This is a genomic window from Maribacter confluentis, from assembly GCF_030505015.1.
In the GTDB taxonomy this organism is placed as follows: Bacteria; Bacteroidota; Bacteroidia; order Flavobacteriales; family Flavobacteriaceae; genus Maribacter; species Maribacter sedimenticola.
In genome coordinates, this window is record NZ_JAUKUC010000001.1 from 2,769,394 (window position 1) to 2,791,353 (window position 21,960).

General features: G+C 37.3%; 14 protein-coding genes and 1 tRNA gene. 5 read left to right on the forward strand and 10 right to left on the reverse strand.

Features of this window, described 5'->3' with window-relative positions; translation table 11 throughout:
- Positions 1-4 precede the first annotated feature (4 nt).
- The 3 genes from Q2T41_RS12020 (at position 5) to Q2T41_RS12030 (ending at position 3,461) form a co-directional block, all read left to right on the forward strand.
- On the forward strand, positions 5-505 hold the full coding sequence (locus Q2T41_RS12020; protein ID WP_304436295.1) for an ExbD/TolR family protein: 501 nt from the start codon (positions 5-7) through the stop codon (positions 503-505).
- A 127-nt stretch (positions 506-632) separates the two neighbouring features.
- Complete coding sequence (locus Q2T41_RS12025; protein ID WP_304436296.1) at positions 633-2,405, forward strand: MutS-related protein; 1,773 nt, start codon at positions 633-635, stop codon at positions 2,403-2,405.
- Positions 2,406-2,459: 54 nt separating this feature from the next.
- Entirely contained in the window at positions 2,460-3,461 is a 1,002-nt protein-coding gene (locus tag Q2T41_RS12030) for a metal-dependent hydrolase (protein ID WP_304436297.1), read from the forward strand.
- 4 nt (positions 3,462-3,465) lie between these two features.
- Here Q2T41_RS12030 and tamL read toward each other — a convergent pair whose 3' ends face one another.
- From tamL to Q2T41_RS12055, 5 genes are all read right to left on the reverse strand, one after another.
- Entirely contained in the window at positions 3,466-5,784 is a 2,319-nt protein-coding gene (tamL, locus tag Q2T41_RS12035) for a translocation and assembly module lipoprotein TamL (RefSeq protein ID WP_367186863.1), read from the reverse strand.
- 9 nt (positions 5,785-5,793) lie between these two features.
- Positions 5,794-10,779, reverse strand: coding sequence for a translocation/assembly module TamB domain-containing protein (locus tag Q2T41_RS12040; protein WP_304436298.1), 4,986 nt, complete (start codon positions 10,777-10,779; stop codon positions 5,794-5,796).
- Positions 10,780-11,357: 578 nt separating this feature from the next.
- Complete coding sequence (locus Q2T41_RS12045; protein ID WP_304436299.1) at positions 11,358-12,461, reverse strand: DUF4407 domain-containing protein; 1,104 nt, start codon at positions 12,459-12,461, stop codon at positions 11,358-11,360.
- Between the two features lie 200 nt (positions 12,462-12,661).
- Positions 12,662-15,160, reverse strand: a complete 2,499-nt coding sequence (locus Q2T41_RS12050; RefSeq protein WP_304436300.1) for a M56 family metallopeptidase — start codon at positions 15,158-15,160, stop codon at positions 12,662-12,664.
- 2 nt (positions 15,161-15,162) lie between these two features.
- Positions 15,163-15,528 (reverse strand): BlaI/MecI/CopY family transcriptional regulator, encoded by a 366-nt coding sequence (locus Q2T41_RS12055; protein ID WP_089259194.1) that lies wholly within the window; start codon positions 15,526-15,528, stop codon positions 15,163-15,165.
- A 215-nt stretch (positions 15,529-15,743) separates the two neighbouring features.
- Here Q2T41_RS12055 and Q2T41_RS12060 point away from each other — a divergent pair, with 215 nt between their 5' ends.
- Positions 15,744-16,322, forward strand: coding sequence for a PhnA domain-containing protein (locus Q2T41_RS12060; RefSeq protein ID WP_089259196.1), 579 nt, complete (start codon positions 15,744-15,746; stop codon positions 16,320-16,322).
- Positions 16,323-16,467: 145 nt separating this feature from the next.
- On the opposite strand, the gene Q2T41_RS12065 is transcribed toward Q2T41_RS12060, so the two are convergent.
- The gene (locus Q2T41_RS12065; RefSeq protein WP_304436301.1) at positions 16,468-17,856 is read right to left on the reverse strand and encodes a dipeptidase; all 1,389 of its coding nucleotides are present in this window, start codon (positions 17,854-17,856) and stop codon (positions 16,468-16,470) included.
- A gap of 116 nt (positions 17,857-17,972) precedes the next feature.
- Here Q2T41_RS12065 and Q2T41_RS12070 point away from each other — a divergent pair.
- Positions 17,973-18,054, forward strand: a tRNA-Leu gene (locus tag Q2T41_RS12070).
- Positions 18,055-18,375: 321 nt separating this feature from the next.
- Here the strand turns inward: Q2T41_RS12070 and Q2T41_RS12075 are convergent.
- The 4 genes from Q2T41_RS12075 to Q2T41_RS12090 all read right to left on the reverse strand — a co-directional run bounded on the left by Q2T41_RS12075 (position 18,376) and on the right by Q2T41_RS12090 (position 21,933).
- Positions 18,376-19,488 (reverse strand): adenylate/guanylate cyclase domain-containing protein, encoded by a 1,113-nt coding sequence (locus Q2T41_RS12075; protein ID WP_304436302.1) that lies wholly within the window; start codon positions 19,486-19,488, stop codon positions 18,376-18,378.
- Between the two features lie 100 nt (positions 19,489-19,588).
- Positions 19,589-20,356 (reverse strand): DUF6090 family protein, encoded by a 768-nt coding sequence (locus Q2T41_RS12080; protein ID WP_304436303.1) that lies wholly within the window; start codon positions 20,354-20,356, stop codon positions 19,589-19,591.
- A gap of 202 nt (positions 20,357-20,558) precedes the next feature.
- On the reverse strand, positions 20,559-21,419 hold the full coding sequence (locus tag Q2T41_RS12085) for a universal stress protein (protein ID WP_304436304.1): 861 nt from the start codon (positions 21,417-21,419) through the stop codon (positions 20,559-20,561).
- A 94-nt stretch (positions 21,420-21,513) separates the two neighbouring features.
- Positions 21,514-21,933, reverse strand: coding sequence for a GreA/GreB family elongation factor (locus tag Q2T41_RS12090; RefSeq protein WP_089259205.1), 420 nt, complete (start codon positions 21,931-21,933; stop codon positions 21,514-21,516).
- Positions 21,934-21,960 lie beyond the last annotated feature (27 nt).

Here is a 21,960-nt window from a genome sequence, read left to right on the forward strand (position 1 = left end):
GATTATGATCAAATTTAAAAAGAACATAAACAGAACGCTTCCGCCCGTGTCCACGGCATCCTTACCTGATATTGTTTTTATTCTGCTATTTTTCTTTATGACGGTAACCGTAATGAAAAACCAAAACCTTTTGGTAGCCAATACATTGCCAAAAGCCACCGAATCTGAAAAGTTACATAAGAAGGATCGTGTCATAGAAATATATGTAGGTAAGCCTACCAATGATGGGAACAATAGTTTAGGGAGTGAACCAAGGATTCAAATGGAGGACAGATTTATTTCCTTAGATGAGGTTGAGGATTATGCCCTACAGGCATTGGTAAAAATGCCAGAACATTTAAGGGGTGTGGCAACAGTTTCCCTTAAGGCCGATGTGGGTGTTAAAATGGGTATTATAGAGGATATAAAGAAAAAACTAAGGTCTATAAATCTGCTTAAAATAAATTATACGACTTATCAAGGAAATGTTTTTGATAATTTGGATCATCGTCAATTAACCAATTGACACTATATTTTTACATTGAATATTTTATTTGTTTCAAATTCCTATTATAGCTTTATATGCGTTGTAAAAGAGCTACTGCTATCAATTTCTAAGAGTATCTTTGCATACTTAAAACGTTAGTGGCACAATGAAGAATTTATTGGAGTTATATACCCAGAGAGTAGCGGATTTTGAAAAACAGGTGGCAGTATACAACCAAAAACTACAGGGTTTAAGTACATTGCGGTTGTTGGTTTTTCTTTTTACCGCAGTAGCTGTTTATTTTGCCTCTGTAAACGCTAAATATGTCATTGGAACATTATTGATTGGCATTCCCTTGTTTTTGTACCTCGTTACCAAACATGCCAATGTTAAAAGCATGAAAGCAAAGGCCCAGGAGCTCGTTGACATTAACCTTCTGGAACTTCAGGTCTTAGAAGGTAATTATACCAAACTTTCTACAGGTGCAGAGTTTAAACAAAGTGCACATTTTTATAGCCAAGATATTGACCTTTTTGGAGAAGGTTCATTTTACCAGATCAGCAATAGAACCAACCTTTTGGAAGGGAGCAAAAAGCTTGCGGACATTTATATGGAAAATGCTATTGAGGGTATTGAAGAAAAGCAAGAGGCCATAAAAGAAATAGGGCATATGATAGATTGGCGCCAAGAATTCTCGGCCATGGCATCACTAACCAAAACAGAGACTTCTACACAGACCATAGTCCAATGGCTGGCAAATTATGTTCCTTTTGTGCCTAAGGCAATGCTATATATACCATTGGTGTTTTCCGTGTTGTCCATTACCGTTTTCTTGGCCTACTTTTTTGATTTTATAAAAGAATCGCTTTTAATCTTGTGGTGGGCTTTGGGGATGATCATTGTAGGGTTGTTTACAAAAAAGGTTATGAAATTGGGCCAAGATGCCACTAAATTGAAATCTACGTTTGATCAGTACAATCAATTGTTGGCCATGATTGAACGCACCACTTTTACATCAACCTTATTGAAGGATAGGCAAGCTAAAATTATTAGTAAGGGTGAAAAAAACTCTAAAGTGCTTAAAAAGTTTGCTACACTCTTAGGTAATTTGGATCGTAACAATAATCTCTTGTATATTCTAATTGCAAACGGATTATTTCTGCGCTCCTTGGTAGATTGCCTAGCTATTGAGAAATGGATTGCTGCACACGGCCAGGAAGTTCATAATTGGTTTGAGACCATAACCTTTTTTGATGCTTATAGCAGTTTAGGGAACTATGCGTTTAATCATACTTCGTTTACCTACCCTACTATTACAAATTCTAAGGAAGTGTTACGTTCCAAACAGGCAGGACATCCATTATTAGATCCAACTAAAAGTGTGTTGAACGATATTTCCATTGATAGGGGAGAATTTTTTATCATCACTGGGGCGAACATGGCCGGGAAAAGTACCTTTTTAAGAACGGTTTCCCTACAAATTATGATGGCAAATGTGGGACTTCCGGTCTGTGCGGGAGCAGTGAACTATTCCCCTATAAAATTAATTACGAGTATGCGTACCACAGATTCCCTGACCGATGACGAGTCCTATTTTTTTTCAGAATTAAAACGCCTGCGCTATATTGTTGATGAAATACAAACAGACCGTTATTTTATTGTTTTGGACGAGATATTAAAAGGTACCAATAGTACCGATAAAGCCTTGGGTTCAAGAAAATTCGTAGAGCGTTTGGTTAAGAGTAAATCTACGGGTATAATTGCTACACATGATTTGAGCCTTTGTGAAGTGGCCATAGCATATCCTACCGTGAAAAATCATTATTTTGATGCCGAAATCATCAATAACGAACTTCACTTTGATTATACCTTTAAAGATGGTATCTGCCAAAATATGAACGCCTCCTTTCTTTTAAAGAAATTGGGTATTGTAGAATGATAATTACACGGTTTATTTTCTTTACGAACAGATTATGACAATTTTAATGGTACTATGGATTCGTTAACGCAAATTGTTCTAGGAGCGGCCGTAGGCGAAGCTGTGTTAGGGAAAAAGGTAGGAAATAAGGCCATGTTATACGGGGCCATTGCAGGGACTATTCCAGATTTGGATGTTGTGGCCCGTTATATTTTTGATACCGTTACTGCCACGGAAATTCACAGGGGGTTTACCCACTCCATATTCTTTTCAGTTCTGTTTGCACCTATATTGGGATGGTTGGTATGGAGGTTGAATAGGAAGGAAGAGGCTACATGGAAAGACTGGTCATGGTTGATGTTCTGGGGTTTGTTTACCCATCCTATCTTAGACGCCTTTACCACATGGGGTACCCAATTGTTCTGGCCCTTATCTACGCGTCTTGCCTTTCAAAGTATTTTTGTAATTGACCCTTTATATACAGTACCGTTTTTAATATGTTTGGTATTGATAGTTTTTAAAAAAAGGACATCGGCAAAACGTAAGAGATTGGTTCGCCTAGGGTTGATCATTAGTAGTTCATATTTGGCACTAACCTTACTTTTAAAAGGATTTGCATATCAGAAATTTGAGGAGGCGTTAACCTTAAATGGTATAGCATATACAGCAATGAATACTAGACCGGCACCATTTAATACCTTACTTTGGATGGCAAATATTGAAACCGAAGATGCTTATTTAATGGCGGATTATTCTTTTTTTGATAGGCAATCCATATCATTTAAAGCGTATCCTAAAAATCATAATTTATTGGGTAATTTGGTTACAGATGATAAGGTTAAACGGTTAATAGCAATAACGGAAGGGTGGTATACAGTAACGAAAAAGGAAGGAAAATTATATATTAACGATCTACGGTTTGGATTAATCAGTATGGATACGACCGAAGATCAATTTGCCTTCAGTTATCAACTTAATGAGACCACAGATGGACTTACCGTAAAGGAGATGCCAAAAAATAGGAAGGATGCTACACGTTTAATGGCTTTCTTGTGGCAACGAATTATGGGAAACTGATTGTTTAAAAAGGGTAACCTATGGCAAAATTCAATGTCATATTGTTATCCAGATCGCTAAAAAATGGTGTATTCCAGCGGTTGTCCTTAGGCAAGTAAGGAACGCGCAAGGGCGAGGCCAAATCTAACCTGATCACAAAATTTTGAATGTCCAAACGCATGCCAAAACCAACCCCTACGGCAACTTCTGTCAACCAGTCTTTTTCAAATTTTCCATCGGTAAACAGGGTTTGTGAGAATGTACTGTTCTGTTGGTCATCCTCAAGCTCAGAATAATCTCCCGTTAACCACACATTTCCCGCATCAATGAAAAATGCGCCTTTTAAGTAGGAGAGTAGGGGAAATCTATATTCCACATTGGCTTCCAGTTTTAAATTCCCGGAGCGATCAAAATAGTCCGTGGAGGAATTTTCTGTTTCAGCATTGAAATTTCCTGGACCTAACGAGCGTATATTGAATGCACGCACACTATAGGGGCCGCCGGAAAAAAACTGTTTTACAAACGGCATGGTTTCACTATTGCCGTAAGGAACGCCCCAACCGGCATACAGTCGTGATACCAGGGTGCGTTCTTTTTGCCATCTCATATAAAAACGTAGATCTGTATCTACTTTAGCGTACTGCGCAAATTCCGCCCCAAAAATTGTATTTGAACTACTGATCAAACTAAAAAGATTTCCTGCCAGATCTATATTGGTAGAAAAATACAAGGGATATTCCTTTCCAATATCAGATACTTCATCATAGGTAAACCCGTACATGAGTCCGGCAATAAAGCGTTGGTCAAAACTTCTTCTTAAGAACGGATTATCATCCAGAATGGTCTGAAATTCATCAGTGACATTTGAGAGTCTTGAGTAATTTATGCTTACCGGGTCCAATTGATGAAAGACATATTGATTTTCTTTCCAGGTATAACCAAAAGATGAATTGACGGAGCTTAGCGTAAACAGTTGACTACGTTGTAGGAAGTCCAGCCCCAATGAGATCTTAGTTTTGGGTACCGCATATTTAAATCGTTTTGGGGAGAAAGGAATGGATCTTGGGATGATCAGATCTGCCTTTATGCCCGCAGCAATACTACTAAGACTGGAATTGTCTCCGCTGGACAATTGGGCCTCATACGATAAATTTGTGGACAGGCTTAAAGTTTCCCCACCGTTGAAAAGATTTCTGTTATGATAGGTCAATACCAGCCCAGGTCCTGTAAATCCGTTAGATTTTGATACTGCTTGTAACTCTGCCCGTATGGACCGTTTTGTCAATGGTGCCAAATATATGTCCGCGGCCAAGGAACCCCCATCACCATCGGTAGCGGTAGTGTCCATTTCCGTGTATTGAATATTTACAAATTTGTAGCTGCCCAGGGCAGAAAGTCGGTTACTTGTAAGTTTGGAACTATTGGCATCATATAAATCACCTTCATTGAACAGAATATAGGATTCCAATAAGTCGGGTTTAAAATATAGCTCGCTTTGTACAAAGTCAATACCGGCTACCTGAGTGGTATTTTGGGCCGATAATGGTAACGTATCCCCTTCAATGGAATAATTAGGATATACCGTAATAGAATCAATGGTATATGGAATGGCCGCCCTTGAGGGTACGTCTTTTTTAAGCCTGAGAAACAGGTCAAATTTTCTGTTCTTATATTGATTGGTATCGGCTTCAAATATCAATAAATCTTCTTGGCTATTGTAATATCCTTTTTGTTTAAGGCCATTGTTAAGACGTGCCCTTTCTGCCTTTAACAAGTTAAGGTCAAAACGGTCTCCTTTAGATAGGACCGTTTCCGGCAACATTTGTTCTATTTCCTTATAAATGGGTAATGAATCTGTTTCTAACGTATAGTTTTCCAAGACATAGGGGTCTGGCAATACAGCGGAATAATCGACCGAGGCAAATTTACCCTCTATATGTGTTTCAGAATCGGTACGGCTATAAAAAAAGCCATTGTTATCCAATCTGTTTAGAATCAATTCTTCTACACGTTCTGGATATACACTTGAAAAATAAACAGGTTCTTCCCCAAAGGATTTGTTCAGAAATCTATATATAAACCCTGGTTTTTTACGTTGAGCCTTATAATGAAAGAACAATGCCGGTTTCATTCCTAAAAATGTGGTATTGGGATTGGGTTCTATAAGATTGTACAGTTCGGTTCTTACTTCCTTGAGGTCTTTTATATTGCCGCCGGTCTCCAGATCTAATTGTGCGCCGGTGTATAACTGTTCCCCTTCCGGAATAAATTTTTCTATGCCACAGGAAGCTAAGAGCAATATTGCTAAAGCATTTAGTAATTTATATGTGGGTAATTTTTTCAATATGATACCTTAATTTTTAACATTTTTATTCGTTGTATCCTTTTTTGACTTATCATCTTTTTTTAAAGGGCTGAACAATTGACTGAACTTGTTAAACTCACGGTCAAAAATAAACGCAACCCCCGTTACAATGAGCTGTCCGTCAATAATATTTTGATATTCTTGCCTTCTAAAGCCCTTAAGTCTATAGGTTCCTTCTTCGCTTAACAGATATTCCAATGTAACGTTACCAATAATAGGTGTGGCCGTATCAGAAGAAGCCGCGCTACCTTCTACATCTACGGCACTACCGGCGGTTACAATTAACCTATCGTCAAATAATTTTTTGCTGGCATTGATATTGAGTTGAGTACGGTTTTGTGCACTACCTGTCTCATAATCTTGGAAACTGTCAAGATCAAACCCAAGTTCAAATCCTGTATTGCCCAATAATTTATTGGAAATACTATTAAGCTCACTGGAAAGCACCTTGTTTACATTGTTTCTGGCAATGGTTATTGCACCGCCATTGCTACCATCACTACCTGTTGTAGGGTAAAAACGATTTAGGGCCAAAAGTGAAAAAACTTGCTTGTTCAGTTCCGATTCTTGCTCGTTCAATTGCTGAATACGACCATACACTGCACCTCCAAAATTGCCCTGCGCCTTTTCTGGCATATCCAGACCAAAGGAAAGTTCGGGTTCTATAAGTTGTCCATCAATATTCAAGTAGACCAGAAATGGTGCAGATTGTTGGTATTTGCTTGATACTCCTGTATCCTGACCATAACTTATGGCCGACATTAACGGTGCTGCGGAGGTTTCAATTTCATATATTGCCGTAACGTCCATTTTGGCATCATATGGGTCACCGCTCCATACGATGCTGCTGCCTTGTTGTAATTGAAATTCCCTGCTTACCAAGTTATACAGGCTGGTGCGGTAGAAACCGGAATTTAATTCCAACCTGCCCGATAATCGTATATCTTGGTTTGGGTCAATATTTAATTTAAGGGTGGCATCACCGGACGCCTGTAGTTTATCTTGGGTTTTTTCATCCAAAACTATAGTAAAGGTAGCTTCATTGCCTATTTCCAATGTGGTGCTTATATCCATTCCGGCAAAAAAGGAACTTGCCGCTTCACCATCATTTCTTGTTAAAATTGCATCGGGATTTTCCCTGTTTACAAATATGACCACCCCGTCACGTTCTTGAATATCCAATTGGTTCTGTGGAACTACGTAGGTAAGGTCCGTAATATCCCTTATACGTACCTTGCCGTTAATGACCGGCATTTCTAGATTTCCGGTAACATTTACATCGGCCTTAATGCTTGCAATGCCATATACAAGTTCGTTATCTCCTTTTTTGGAGTCAAGTATCCTAAATCTTTCGGTTTTGAGGTTCAAGTCAAAACCGGGATTAAGCAGGTTTTTGGTGAGCACCTTACCGTTTAGGGACAGTGCGCCTTCATTGGCATCTGTTAAAGTAAAATTATTAAAGCTAATATTGTCCTGATCTAGGTTCAAGGACTGGTCGTTAATCTGTAATGCGGTATTGTATGCGGCCAAGTTTAATCCAAATTCGTGAAAATTTAATGAACCGGAATATTTTGGTTCTGATAGCGTACCCCCAACAAGCATGTTACCACTAAGGTAGCCTTTGGGGTTTGAAAGAAATTCCTTTGAAAAGCCTTGTATAACATCGGATTCCAATCTTTTAATATCCAATTTAAGATTTAGGTCGGCCGTTTGTTCCCTTGCCGTATAGTCACCCGTTAATTTTAGTTCTGCGCCACCATCCGTTAAGGCCATATTAAAGTCATATTGCGACAAGGATTTGGAAGACGCATCCAGCGTTAAAGTACCTAGCGGATTTTGCAGCACCTGAAAATCCATTATATTGATATCCGCAACAAGACCAGAAGCGGCATAAGGGTTCATGATCATAAAATCACCCTCTATCTTGCCTTTTGCCAATGCTTCATCTGGATTAAAGAGACTCAAAAAAGTCTGTAACTGGAAATTTTGGAACAAAATCCCAATATGTTCCTTTTCTACGTTAGGAATAGCGTTGGTAACCTCTAGTTTTTGGCCATTTCTATTCAATATTATATTTTGAAATTGGGTATGGTTCTCCGCAAGCATTATCCTATTGTCTTCAGGAATCTCCCATGGTTTTTTGTTCAGGACCAAGTCGGTAGGGTCAATACGTAACGTTAAGGTATCTTTTTTAAATATCACGGCAGAAGCAATATGCATTACCAGAACCGAATCATTTTTGGACACAAAGTCCAATAACAGTTCCTTGTTTTTTAAGCTTCCTTCAACATAGGTCTGTTTTAAATGTATGGGTTCATACAATAAATCTGCAATGCCGGCAGAAAATTTAAGGTTTAGGGAATCTCCTTTTACATAGGCGTTTAAACTATCTAAGGAACTACCCGCATAGGACAAGTGCGGAATGTTGGCCTGTGCCGAAATAAGTTGTTTTCTGGAATTAAAACCGGCATCTATGTTCAAGGAGTCCAATTCTTGTATTCCGTTTAAAAACACTTTGGACAAAATTGGGGTGGGTATTACCGCCAGGTTTAGTTTTGCCTCGATAGAATCTTCTGCAGTATAGGCCGTTGAATCCTGTGAGAAATAATGTTCCAACTGCTTTTTCAGTGCTGTTGTAATACGATTGGGAGATGCATTGGAGGAAAGTGCTCCGTTTATAAATCCACTTTTAACGGAGACATCGGTAATAGTATCCTCTATATGCCCCTGCAGGTAAATGGTCGCTACTTGATATTGTTCATTGTCCGCAATGGCTATACCGTTATCTATGGTCGTATTGAAATTGAAGTTAGCAGGTATGCCGCTATAGTCCCCATTAATATTGGCTGCAATTTTAATATTGTTCCTTGTAAGCCCCAATTCCTGTAGGTCCGCGCCAATAATTGTTGAAGAAAAGGAAACTTGTTGCCGTTCCGTTGCCAACTTTAAAACAGATGTAATGTCCATATTTAAGTTTGGGTCTTTTATTTTGGCGGAAAGGGTACCATTGCCATTTTTCATGTCGCCATTTATTCCGATATTTTCATATGAATAGCCGCTAAATTGAAATTGGGAAACCGTACCCTTAACTTCGGCATTTATATTGGATAGTTCCGAACCCGAACCTTTTGCACTTAGGGTCACTGATAGTTTGCCCAATTGTTCGTTCTTTAATAGTTGATTGAGTTGTAAACTATCTATTGCTACATTACCGTTAAAACGTAGCATATTGCCAAAATTAATTTTAGCGCTTACATGTGCCGACCCTTCCGGAATAGTGAGGTCCAAATTGGGATTTATCCAATTTATACCACCGGACAAGCTTCCTGTAACAAGTAAAGTATGGGGAATTGAAATACCTGTTTCTTTGGACGATATAAATTTATTTAAATCCTTGTCAGTACTCTTTATGGTAATTTCGTTCAAATTGTAATGTAATGAATCTGGTACTGTCAGGTTGCTCACGGAACCAGATGCCATAAGGTTGGTGTGTGGTCCCCAGCGTAGGTCCGTCATAAAAGAATCTACCTTTTTTAAATTGCCTTGGGCAGTGAACGAACCTATAATGGGTTGCGCGGACAATGAATCTATGTATGGATTTTGAGCAAGTGCGGGTGCAAAGTGTTTTACATCATCCAGTTCTAAAATAAGGTCGGATATTGTGGCGGAGAGCACACTGTTCCGCGGATTTTTAAAAACTTTTGCCAAGGACTCAAATTGAACGTTCATTGTGGCATTTGCCGAACTCTGGTTCAATTGTAGGTTCATGTTACTTAACTCGGCAATTGTGTCCGTCAACCCGGCTTTAAATGCCAACTGGTCTAAACGTATACCACTTGGTTCATATAATGAGAATTGTTCAACCTCTAAATTAAATTGCTCTTTTTTATATTTAAAATCCGAGCCCTTAAAATTTAGACGTTGAATTTCAAATGCATTTGGGTCAAAACTGTTAGTGCGCCTTGGTGTATTGTTTAAATTATAGGAGAAGGTATTTTGTTTAAGGTCAATGCTCTGCACGCCTAAAATAATGGCAGGCCATTGAAAACCGTCCTCAATACTCTCTAATGATTGATTATTTTGTGCTGTAGTGATATCTAGTTGTACTTGAGATTCATAAAGTACTACATTGTTGCTTTCATATTGGCTGTTGGCAACATTTGCCAGCATATCCGTAAGGGTAAGTGTTCCTAAAGCAATTTGTGCTTTAAGGCCATCGGGGATGGACGAATAGTTTATGTTTACATTCTTTACATTGAAATCATTGGCCTTAATATGGGGTAGGGTTGTGCTTGTTGTATCGTTCGTTTCTGGAAAGGGTTGTGATTGTAAATAGGTGACCTGGGTGTTATCCAACGAAAAATCATCCAACGAAAAAATCATTTCCTCTAAATTAAATTCGGAAATATCAACAAATAACCTACCCAATGCCAATTTAATTTCCGTACCTAAATACACGTCGTTATAAGTTAGGTTCCAATTGGTTAGGATTGCATCTCCTATGGAAATTTCCATAGGGGTAGAGGTTGTGGTTTTAGTACTATCTATAGGAGTTGCAAAGGCATCTATTAAAAATGAAAAGTTGTATGCCTCTGTATTTTTTTCTCTTTTTATACGGGCAACCACTCCGCTGGAAAGTATATTATCTATAGAAAGTTGGTTGTTGAACAGGATTGGGGAAATAGGTACATTGGCCTCCAAGGAAGAGGAATATAATAAAGTATCTCCCTTGATGTCTTCCAAGTAAATGCCTTCTGCCTGTACATTTCCGGAAAAGGTAAGGTATAGCTTATCAACTTTAACCTTAGTGTTCGTTTTCCCAGATACGTAATCGGTAATTTTTGAAACGATTAGATTTTGTGCCCAAGGTGTTCTTATGACCAATACCAGAATAAAAAATAAAACCAATAGGCCGAGTAAAATTTTCCCGAAGCGTTTTAAATAGGTAAGGATTTTATTTTTTGATTTGGTCATATGGGAAACGATTAAACGCTAATCTTCTATTGTTGGCCTTCATGGACCGTTATCCTAGCTGTACCATAAAACCGGTTGTTATAATCAATAACAGAATTATGATGATGATAAGGTTGTAAAAACGTCGCTTCTTTTTCTTCTCTTCTTTAAGTGATGACATAAGGTTGACAAAGTTAAGACACACGCCATATAAATTTAACTTATTTGAATTTAAGATTGTCTACATGGCTAATTGAATCGTTTTTTTGCTATCGTACAATACGGTCCACAAATTCGTCGACACTTATTGACAATTTATCTATAGTAATTTTGGTTTCGGCTTGCAATGGGATTTTGGTCTGAGAAAGCAGATTACTTTTGGAGTGTAATTTGAAACTAACACATAACTAGGATACATAATTAAAGCAACGAATATGAAAAGAAGTTTAGGATATTTTGAAACAACGGCTCAAGAAAATGTATATGAAATTTCTAATATTCAGGTGACCAACACCGAATTAATTTTAGAAACGATTATTAGTTAATTAAGGTAGTTCCCCCAAATCCTTAAAAGGGCCAATAGCAATATTGGTCTTTTTTCATTTTAAACCTTTTACTTGGGTGTCGTGAAAACTATTGGCCTGTAAGCGGAGCAATTCTTCCGCCTTTTTCTTTTTGTAGCCGTAAAGTTCTTCTTCTCCCTTTAAGTCCTCATAAATTTTTTGATTGATTTCCCCATCTGTAGCAAGAATTAATTTTCGTTGTTCCAATTTTTGGGTCACCCAGGTAGCAAGTATACTTTCCTGTTCCTCCAGTTTTATATCATATTCACCCTTAGGGGCCAATAGTTTGGCAATGATCGGGGAAGTTTCAATGGCCAGGAATAGTAAGAAAATAAAGAAGGATGGCAACCAGGGTAGCTCGTTCAAAGCTGTAATCCTTGCCATTAATCCGTCAAAACCATCAATGATGGGTTGGCTGTCTAGAACGACTTCCGCATACTCCGTGTCCAAAGCGGTAATCTGTGTTTCTAAACCGGTTATTTTCTCTGCGTTTGTTTCTTTAAGAGCATTTAATTCGGCCAAGGCGGCATCATGTTTTTCGCGCTTTTCCGCATATACAGGTCCTTTTCCCAAAAGCTTGGTGCCGGCCGTACCTTCTGCTTCGTTGATGTAAATGTCGTAAAGTGCATTTGTTTGGGCCTCTTTGGTAGCTATTTCTGTTTTTAATGCAGAAATTTCTTGATTTAGTCCTTCAATTTTAGGGGTGTATTGTAATGCCAATTGTTCTTTGTTGGCCAAGGTCATTTCATTTTTTTGTTCCAATAACACCTGATTGATTTCCTTTTCAAAAATTTTCATCTCCAATGGCTTTGAAATAACTACAGCAATGATAATGGCAAGGATAATACGTGGTACGGCCTGTAAAAATTCTTGGCTAAACGTATTTCTCTTCTTTATTGTGCTTACAATATAACGGTCTAGGTTAAAAATCAGAAGCCCCCAAATTAGACCAAAGAATATGGCGGTGTACACATTGTCAAATACCGTATAAAGGGCGTAGCTACTGGCAATGAATGCCATTACTGCGGTAAAGAATACGGTTGCGCCAATACCGGCGTATTTATTTTGTTCGCCTTTGGAACAGGTTTGTAAAAGTTCGGCATCTGCCCCGGAACAAAGGATGAAAAATTGCTGTATCATGATGATTGATTTGTTTTTGATTGATGAACGTCTATAATGGGTGAACGTAACTATTTTGTTTTTGGTACGCAAAAAGCCCTCGTAAAGAGGGCTTTAACATATGTTTGACGTTATAACTATTCTATTGTTACAAGTTTCAATTAGTTTTAACTTATGGTAACTTGTTTTTTTACACAGGAAATAAGGTGACTTGAACTTTTTTAAACTTTTTTTACAACCTTCCCATCTTCCAGTTTGTACATTTTGGCACTAGGTGGGGGAGGTAATATTTTTGGAACAGATTGTTTTTCATTTTCAGATAAATCCATATAAGCTTGAAACATGGCCTGTTGAATTTTATTAAATTCTGTTTGTTCAAGTTTGGACAATGCTAAATAACCTACTGGGTAATCTATGTTATTTACTTTAATGTAGTTCAATAATTTATTTCTTTCCTTAATATAAGTGTTGACATTTTTATTAGTTGAAGCTTCTTGACCGATACTAATTAGAATAGGGTCTTTGGTTATTTTAATAACCTGCTCACCATTTTTGGTACGCGAATCTATATTCAATTCTTTGTTGTTCTTCATAAGATCTATGGCTTTGTCCGAGGAGATATTGTCTCCTTCATACATAAACGTGGCGCCCTTTTTAGCCATTTCAACCACAAAATCCAAAGGAGATTTAGGAGCTGGTGGGGGCGGTGGAAGCGGGATATTACCTTTTTCCTCTTTTAAAACTTTTGGGGCCTTAGGTTCTTCTGGAGCCTCAGGTGCTGGTGGTGGCTCTGGAAAATCTGGAAAAGGCTGTGCTGACTCTTTTTGTTTGTCAGACATGATGCCATAGATATAGGTCATTTGGTCTACATCTGATTTTAGAATTCTAACGTTGCCATTTTTCCCTAACATTTTATTGTATTTTTTTGCCAATGCATTGTATTGGGATACTTGTTTGGTAGAGGCATTTTTTTGCTGGTTAAAGCTTGAGGGGTCGTTATTTCCTAAGATGTCAATAGTTGCAACGCCATAATCCGATAGGATTTCTTCAACTTTTTTTATAATACCCTTTGGTGATTTTGGGGTAATTACGATATACGAGCTTATGGTCTTTTTTCTTTCCTCTATAGCAATATTAGTGTTGTACCGTGCTAGAAAGTTAGATAGATTCTTAAGTTCAACATTATAGCCGTTAACCAATAATGCCCCTTTTTCATTGATATTTATCGTAATTTCCTTAGTGGACTTTTCCTGTCCATGCTTTGGTAAGCATTCTGGAAAAGGTAGGGCCTGTGCTTTCTGCTCCGCACTTAGACTGCGGTATATGGTTTCTAGTACCTTCAAGTCTTTTAAAGGAATAATTCTTTTTTCAATTGGTATGGCATTATATTTTTTGGCTAAGGTGTTGTAATGGGCAATCTCATTTGTTTGCAAGACAATATTATCCGCTTGGAGTATTATAGTCTCTGGCGTAATGTCTATATGTTCTTTATAATCTTCCTCATTCATTTTATATTCTGAGGTGCAAAATTTTATATGCTTAATATTCGCTTTTTTAATTTCCATGATTATGGAAAGCATAAATTCAGATTCTAATGTATCTTCCGTTAATCCTTCAACCCTTACATTTTCAAGTGTAATATTAGGTTGAATTTCTTTTTCTATTGCTACCGCCAAATCTTCTAAAAGAACGGGATTGTTATGGATTAAAATTTCTGCATTCTTTTTAATATATAGCGCAATGATGTGTTCTTTTTCCTTGGTATAATTAAGTTTTAAGGCATTCACATTTTCTGGCTCTTTTTTAATGCCACCTAATAGTGTTTGTTGTTCTTTAGGAGAACCCTCTTTTTGAATTTCAAGTATTTCTTTCTCACTAAAGCCTAGAAGCAAAATGGCTGCTATTGGAAGAATAAGAAAGCTTTTAACTAGGGACACTTTTCTTGATGTTTCTTTTTTCATGACTGTAAATCGTTTTTTGATTGATGAATAATTGATGGCATTTGCCAATTGTGGTTCAGCGGCATTTGATGAGAATGCCAATAATATTTTTTGATAATCGCTTTTTTCTAGTCCGTTGTTCAATACGGCACTATCCGCTAAAAATTCGTGGTTTAATTTTATTGATTTTTTAAATAGATAGATAAGTGGGTTAAACCAGCATATTATTTGCAGTATTTCCAATACCAAAATATCAATGCTGTGTTTTTGTTTTGCATGTGTTTCTTCATGTAATAAAACTGCGGGCGGTATTTCATTTGCTTCAAATTTCTGTTTGTTCAAAAAGATATAATTGAAAAAGGTATGGGGTACAATTTGTAGGGATAATAGAACTTTTATAATGCTATTTGTCTGCTGCTTGGGATTGTTCTGTATTGTTTTTTTAATCTGATAGAGATTCTTGAAAAATTTAAGGCTAAAGAATAACGCGCCTAGAACATATATAATAAGTAGGGACCAATAGGTATAGTCTATAGATGCTGTACTAGGTGCGTGGTAAGTTTCTAAACTATAATCCTCTGTTGGTGTAAAGGAATTGGAAATGGGTTCTATGTAGATTACCTCAGTAAAAACAATGGCCGGTATTACAAAGCTACAGGCTATTGCGGCCAATAGGAAATAGCGTTTAAAGAAATGCATGCTTTCCTTTTCCAAAAATAGTTTGTAAAAGGCCAGAAATATGGCCATGCAGGCAGCGGATTTTATTAAGAAGGCTATCATGGCTACTTTTTTAGAATTTCACTATCTATTAATTTTTTCAATTCTTCCAATTCTTCTTTGCTTAAATTGGTTTCTTGGGTAAAAAACGACGCAAACTGACTAGCGCTATCGTTAAAAAAATTTTTGATCAGGCCGTTGACATGCTTAGAAAAGTAATCTTTTTTCTTTACCAAAGGAAAATATTCCCTGCTTCTGCCATGCGTGGTATAATCAATAAATTTTTTATCCGCCATTCTTTTTAAAAGGGTGGCTATGGTCGTTGTTGCCGGTTTGGGCTCTGGGTATGCATCCAGCAAATCTTTCATAAATGCTTTTTTCTGTTTCCAGAGGATATTCATCAATTCTTCTTCTGATTTTGACAACTGCATTTTCTACAAGTTTAGAATGTGTTCTACAAACATAGAATAAATATTTTAATTCTACAAATGTAGAGTCATTTTTTTTGCCTTAGGGATAGCAGTGGAAAGCCCGTATTTGCCATTAGGCAAAGCGTACTTGCAACGTATAGCCCGGCCCCAATTCTTTGGGGAAAGGTCCTAACACCCCATGAAAAAGATGTAAGTTTGCTATAAAACAATCAATAATGAGTGTATTATCTGATCTAGAGGCGCGTAGCGGTACAACATGTGAACTTTGCACGGGTACGCAAAATTTAGAAATTTTTGAAGTGGAACCGGTTTCTATAAGTGGTGTTGATTCCAGTATCCTGGCATGTGAGACATGCCGTACCCAAATTGAAGATCCGGAGCAAATGGACCCTAACCACTGGCGTTGTCTAAATGATAGTATGTGGAGCCAATATGATTCTGTAAAGGTGGTTGCATGGCGTATGCTGTCTAGATTAAAATCTGAAGGATGGCCAAAGGACCTTTTGGATATGATGTATTTGGAACCTGAGGTTTTGGAATGGGCAAAGGCCACGGGAGAAGGTATTGCAGAGGCCGATAAAATTATTCATAGGGACGTAAACGGGGTTGTATTACAAAACGGCGATAGTGTTGTTTTGATTAAAGACCTTAAAATTAAAGGTTCTAGCCAAGTTGCCAAACAAGGAACCGCAGTACGAAGAATTTCGTTGGACCGTGAAAATGCGGAATATATAGAAGGTAAGGTTGGGCCTACATTGACCGTTATCATTACCAAGTATGTAAAGAAAATTTAATAGCTGGTAAGTTAGGACTCCTATCTTATAATTACTACAAATTTTATATAACGCCTATGTGCGTAAAAAAAGCAATCTGTAAATTAGATTCACTAAGCTTACAGATTGCTTTGTCGTTAAAAACCGTATTGCAAAGATGTTTTTATTACTTGCTCATCTCCGTAAAGTACTGATAGAAATATGGTATGGTCTCTATACCCTTAAAATAGTTCCATACCCCAAAATGTTCGTTAGGGGAATGGATGGCATCACTGTCTAGGCCAAAGCCCATAAGGATTGTTTTGCTGCCAAGTTCTTTCTCGAACAGGGAAACTATAGGAATACTGCCGCCACTTCGTTGGGGTATAGGGGTTTTTCCAAATGTTGTTTCATACGCCTTTGATGCGGCTTGGTATGCAATGGTGTCTATTGGGGTTACATATCCTTGTCCGCCATGATGAGGTTTAACCTTTACGGTAACTCCCTTTGGTGCAATGGCCTCAAAATGTGTTTTGAACAACTCAGTGATTTCTTTCCAATCTTGGTTGGGAACCAAGCGCATGGATATTTTGGCATAAGCCTTACTTGCAATTACAGTTTTAGCTCCTTCACCAATATAGCCTCCCCAGATACCATTGACATCCAATGTGGGTCGTATAGCATTGCGTTCGTTTGTAGTATATCCTTTTTCGCCATAAACACTATCAATGTCCAGCGCATTTTTATAGGAATCCAAATTAAAGGGAGCCTTGGCCATTGCGGCCCTTTCATCAAAGGATAGTTCTTCTACCTTATCATAAAAACCGGGTATGGTTATATGATTGTTATCATCATGCAAACTGGCTATCATTTTAGCAAGTATATTGATGGGGTTGGCCACCGCACCGCCATAAAGACCGGAATGTAAATCTCTGTTTGGACCGGTAACTTCTACCTCAACATAGCTTAAGCCCCTTAGTCCGGTAGTTATGGAAGGAATGTCGTTAGCAATCATACCCGTATCAGAAATCAAGATGACATCGTTGGACAATTTCTCTTTATTTTCAGCTACATAAATACCAAGGTTGTTACTGCCCACTTCTTCCTCGCCTTCGATCATAAATTTGACATTGCAGGGCAATTGACCGGTCTTTACCATTAGTTCCAATGCTTTTACGTGCATGTACATTTGCCCTTTATCATCACAGGCTCCCCTTGCATAAATGGCACCTTCTGGGTGGGTATCGGTTTTTTTGATTACAGGCTCAAACGGTGGGGAATGCCATAAATCTATAGGGTCTGCCGGTTGTACATCGTAATGCCCGTATACCAAGACTGTCGGTAAATCTGGGTTTATGATTTTTTCACCGTATACAATAGGGTAACCGGCGGTTTCATGTATTTCCACTACATCACAGCCCGCTTCCTGTAAACTTAATTTTACGGATTCTGCAGTATCGATGACATCTTGGGAAAAGGCGGGATCCGCACTAACCGACGGAATTTTAAGTAGTTCTATAAGCTCATTTAAAAATCGGTCCTTGTTTTCCGATAGATAATTCTTTACGTTTTGCATGTTCTGTTTTATATGACTTTTTATAAATGTACAAAAAGCGCAATTTTTAAATGGTAAAATTTAGAGAATTGAATTTTTGGCTTATATTTGCAGCCCGATAATAATCGGATAATGATGCAGGCGTGGTGGAATTGGTAGACACGCTAGACTTAGGATCTAGTGCCGCAAGGTGTGAGAGTTCGAGTCTCTCCGCCTGTACAACGAGAAAGCCTTTCAGAAATGAAAGGTTTTTTTTATGGAATAAAATGAAGTTTTGTTTATTATTAGGAGAGGCGAGAAGCCTGTCCTGAGAGGAGCCGAAGGGAGTCTCTCCGCCTGTACAACGAGAAAGCCTTTCAGAAATGAAAGGCTTTTTTTATGGAATATCCTTAGGCTTTATGGAAACAGCTATGTATAAAAGGCATGATGTAACGGTAAATTTTGATGGAAGTAACGAGGTGAAAAGCTAATTAAAGAAGTTATAATTACATGCAAGTACAGATTAATTTCTAAACTTTTTTTGTGTAAATGCCATAAAATCTATTGCACACGTTCATATTCTAATTGTTTGATCGTAAATAGTGGTTTACTTTCTTCCTTGCCCTTTAATACGACCGTACCCATAGGTTCAATTACATACTTATTTTTTGATAATGTTGGGGTTACAATATCCTGGGATACCAATAGGTCTACGTTCATTTCGTTACAGAGGCCTTGTATTCGTGAAGTAGTATTGAGCACATCTCCCGTAAAAATGATTTCTTTCCTTAAGGCACCTATTTCTCCCGTGGTTACCGTTCCTGCATGTAGCCCAGCTTTGAATGTAGGTACAATGCCAAAATTAGATTGGTACCACTTTGTTTTTTTTAGTAAGTCTTTTTTCATGGTAAAAAAACAAGCTATGGCATTGGTGAGCTGTTCCTCGTTGTCATATTTCCAGGAAATTACAATTTCGTCTCCTATGTATTGATAGATTTCTCCCGAAAAACGAACGATAGCATCTGAGAAGTCATTGTAATATGCCTTTAGAAGTTCAAAATATTTAATGTGTCCCATCTGCTCCGCAATGGTCGTGGAGGATTTCATATCAGTAAACATAAAGATGCGTTTTTCCTCAATTGGGCGGTGATATTTTCCCGTAAAGAAATTCATTAAGACGCCATGGCCAATATTTTCACTAATCTCAAAATAAAGCAGGCTGACAAATAAACTAAAGGAAATGGACACCATGGTGCTGGCAAATTCAATGCTTGAAATAAAGTTGACAAATTTGGTCCAAATTACTGCGCTAAAAAGAGAGGTTTCAGATTCTATTGCCGCAGCAATTGGAAAAGTGATTAAAATGACCAACAGTAAGAACAAGGTGTAGAACACTAATTTATAAATGATTTTTTTTGAGAAGTTCTTTTTATTGAACAACTTGTCCAACCACAGCACTTCTATTGCCCCCACCAGAAGACTAACAACAATAAGCGCAAAATTTGCAAATATGAATACTTCTGTGGTAATGCTTATAGCACTGGAAGGATTTAAGTTTGTATTTAGGGTAACCGCTTCTTGAGTAAAAAGATTTATCCACCCTAAGATCAACCATATAATTGCAAATGGTATAATTCTTTGAATATTCCTTTTGGTTTTTGGGGCTATTGGCATGGATGCATTTTTAAATAAGGATTATAATGTTTTAAACAATAACAAAATTTTGTTTTAATCGCGATTATAGGCAAGCTCTACCAACCTGAAGGCATGGGCCCTATTGCAGTTCTTGGTCCAAAAGTTTTAAAATTTCATCAATTTCATTTACAAGGGGAACATAATGGGAGGTTTCAGTACTTATACCGGTCAAAATAAATGAAAGTGCATTATTTTCAAATTCTTTTGATTTTAGGAGTTCAAGATTACTATATCTTTTGTTGGACAGCGGTAAGCCAATTGTTTCAACAGTAATATTGGCATGGTCAAGAATGGTACGCAAACTGGCCTGGTCGCTTCTTAGCATATCACGAACGTTTTCCCTTTGCTTGCGCAGGTCAGCCTCCTGTATCTTTATATTATCTATCATTGAATTCCAAGAGGTGAGGTATAACCTGAGTGCAGTACTGGAAATATCCTTTAAGCTACCGGAATTCATCATTTCGTTCAACAATGAATTATTGGGATTGTAAGCTATTTCAAAAGCAAAGGCTTCAAACAAAAGTTGTGAAAGTTCCTGTTCATTTGGTTGGTCATTTTCATTGTCCAACATATTTAAAATGGCCTTGGCACTTTCATAATTACGTTTATTAACCTCAATAAGGGTATGTAATTTATTTTTGTTGGCCATGAACTCATTTTTTAGGCCCACAAGGTATACATGTTCTTTTTCCCTTAAAATATGCTCTTGGTTTGCATTATCAATACTTAAGGCTATTAAAATTCCAATAACCACTAATATTATTTCACCTAGGGCATATAAGAGGTAATTGCCCAATTTTTTTTCGACAATAAGGGAATGTCTAATTTTTCGAAAGAATTTAAGCATTATGAAAATTTATAGGTCCGTATAAATTTATCAGCTTTTTTTAATTCGTACTATTTTTTAGTGCATAGATGTATGTTTTTCAGTGAATTGGGGTTACATAAATAACCGTTAATTGCTAAAGATGTACTAGAAGGAATAAAATAATCTTTATAATAGATAAGAAAGCCCTATTCATAGTGATAAGAATAATGCAGAATAGCACTTATTTTTTAAGTACACCCCCGTGCAATGCCAATACCGGCACATCATTAAAATACCCTAATTTGGTTAATGTTCGCTTTCCAAACCCTAAGCGTTCCCAAAAGGAAGGTTTTTTGTCTATATAACTGATCATATTGGTGTGCTTGATCTCTACAAAACAACTTAATGCCGTGGACATGGCTACATTGTGAACGACATTGGCGCAGTAATTGACCCCTTTTAAATGTTTATAAAGTCGTTTCTGGTTTCTTCTTTGCCACAATGTCATATCACTTTGATCAGTAAGGCTAAGAATTTGGATATGGGCATTGTGCAATTGAGCCATTTCTACCAAATATTTTATTTCCTTGGACTTGAAATTTGTTTTAAAGTTTGTGGTCAGGACAATTTCCTTGGGCATTTTGAAACGTACATTTTCGGGAACTACCAAAACCGGACATTGGCGAATATGTTCAATGACAGATAATGTATTTTTACCATAGGCCCGTGTATTTTCATTGTTACACCCTTTTGCACCCATGACGACCATATGAATTTTCATTTGTGCTACGATATCCTTTATGGCATTTAGAAATAACGCCGAACGCGATAGCATATGAAACCTATGCTTTCTATTATTGTTCTCAAAGGTCAATTTTGCCATAATATCGCCCAACCCTTGGTTGGAACGTAATTCTGAATATTTATTGAAAGCTTCATCCGGATCCAGTAAAGTGATATTATCAAGTCCATGGGCCTCTTTTGCGTACGTGTTCAGAATATAAAAATCACATTCTTGATTTTTATACAATTGAATAGCATATTGTATGGCATTCCATGAATTTTTAGAAAAATCTGTAGGCAATAATAGCTTCTTTACCATGGTGCTGAATTAAGGTGTTAATTGTACAATGCCAATTGGTTTACTGTTATCCATTGGTTTCAAAATTTATGGTTATTACTCTATTCATTAAATGTTATAAAACACTATCAATGTTGACATGTCTTTGTTTTTGTTCTACCTTTTGTATGGTCAATTTTTGCTCTCCAGAAGGAAATTCCCATGTAATGGTATCGCCTTCTGCGTAGCCGATGACCGCGGAACCCATAGGCGTTAAAAAGGATATTTTATTGTTCTTAACATCACTTTCATTTGGGGTCACCAATGTAAATGTGGTTTGCCAGCCATTTTCGGAGTCTATGGTAATCTTGGTGTTGAACCTAATTACGTCCGTAGGCATTTTAAAATCATCTACAATTTGCGCATGTTCCAACTCGCCCATTAATTTTTTCATGGAATAGGCAAGGGTCCTGTCCTTGTAAAACTCAGATAGGTTCATGAACCGTTTTAAGAGCATGTATTCTTTCTTTTCAATGATGAGGTTATTGTATTTCATTACTTAAATTTTTAATCAGTACGATTT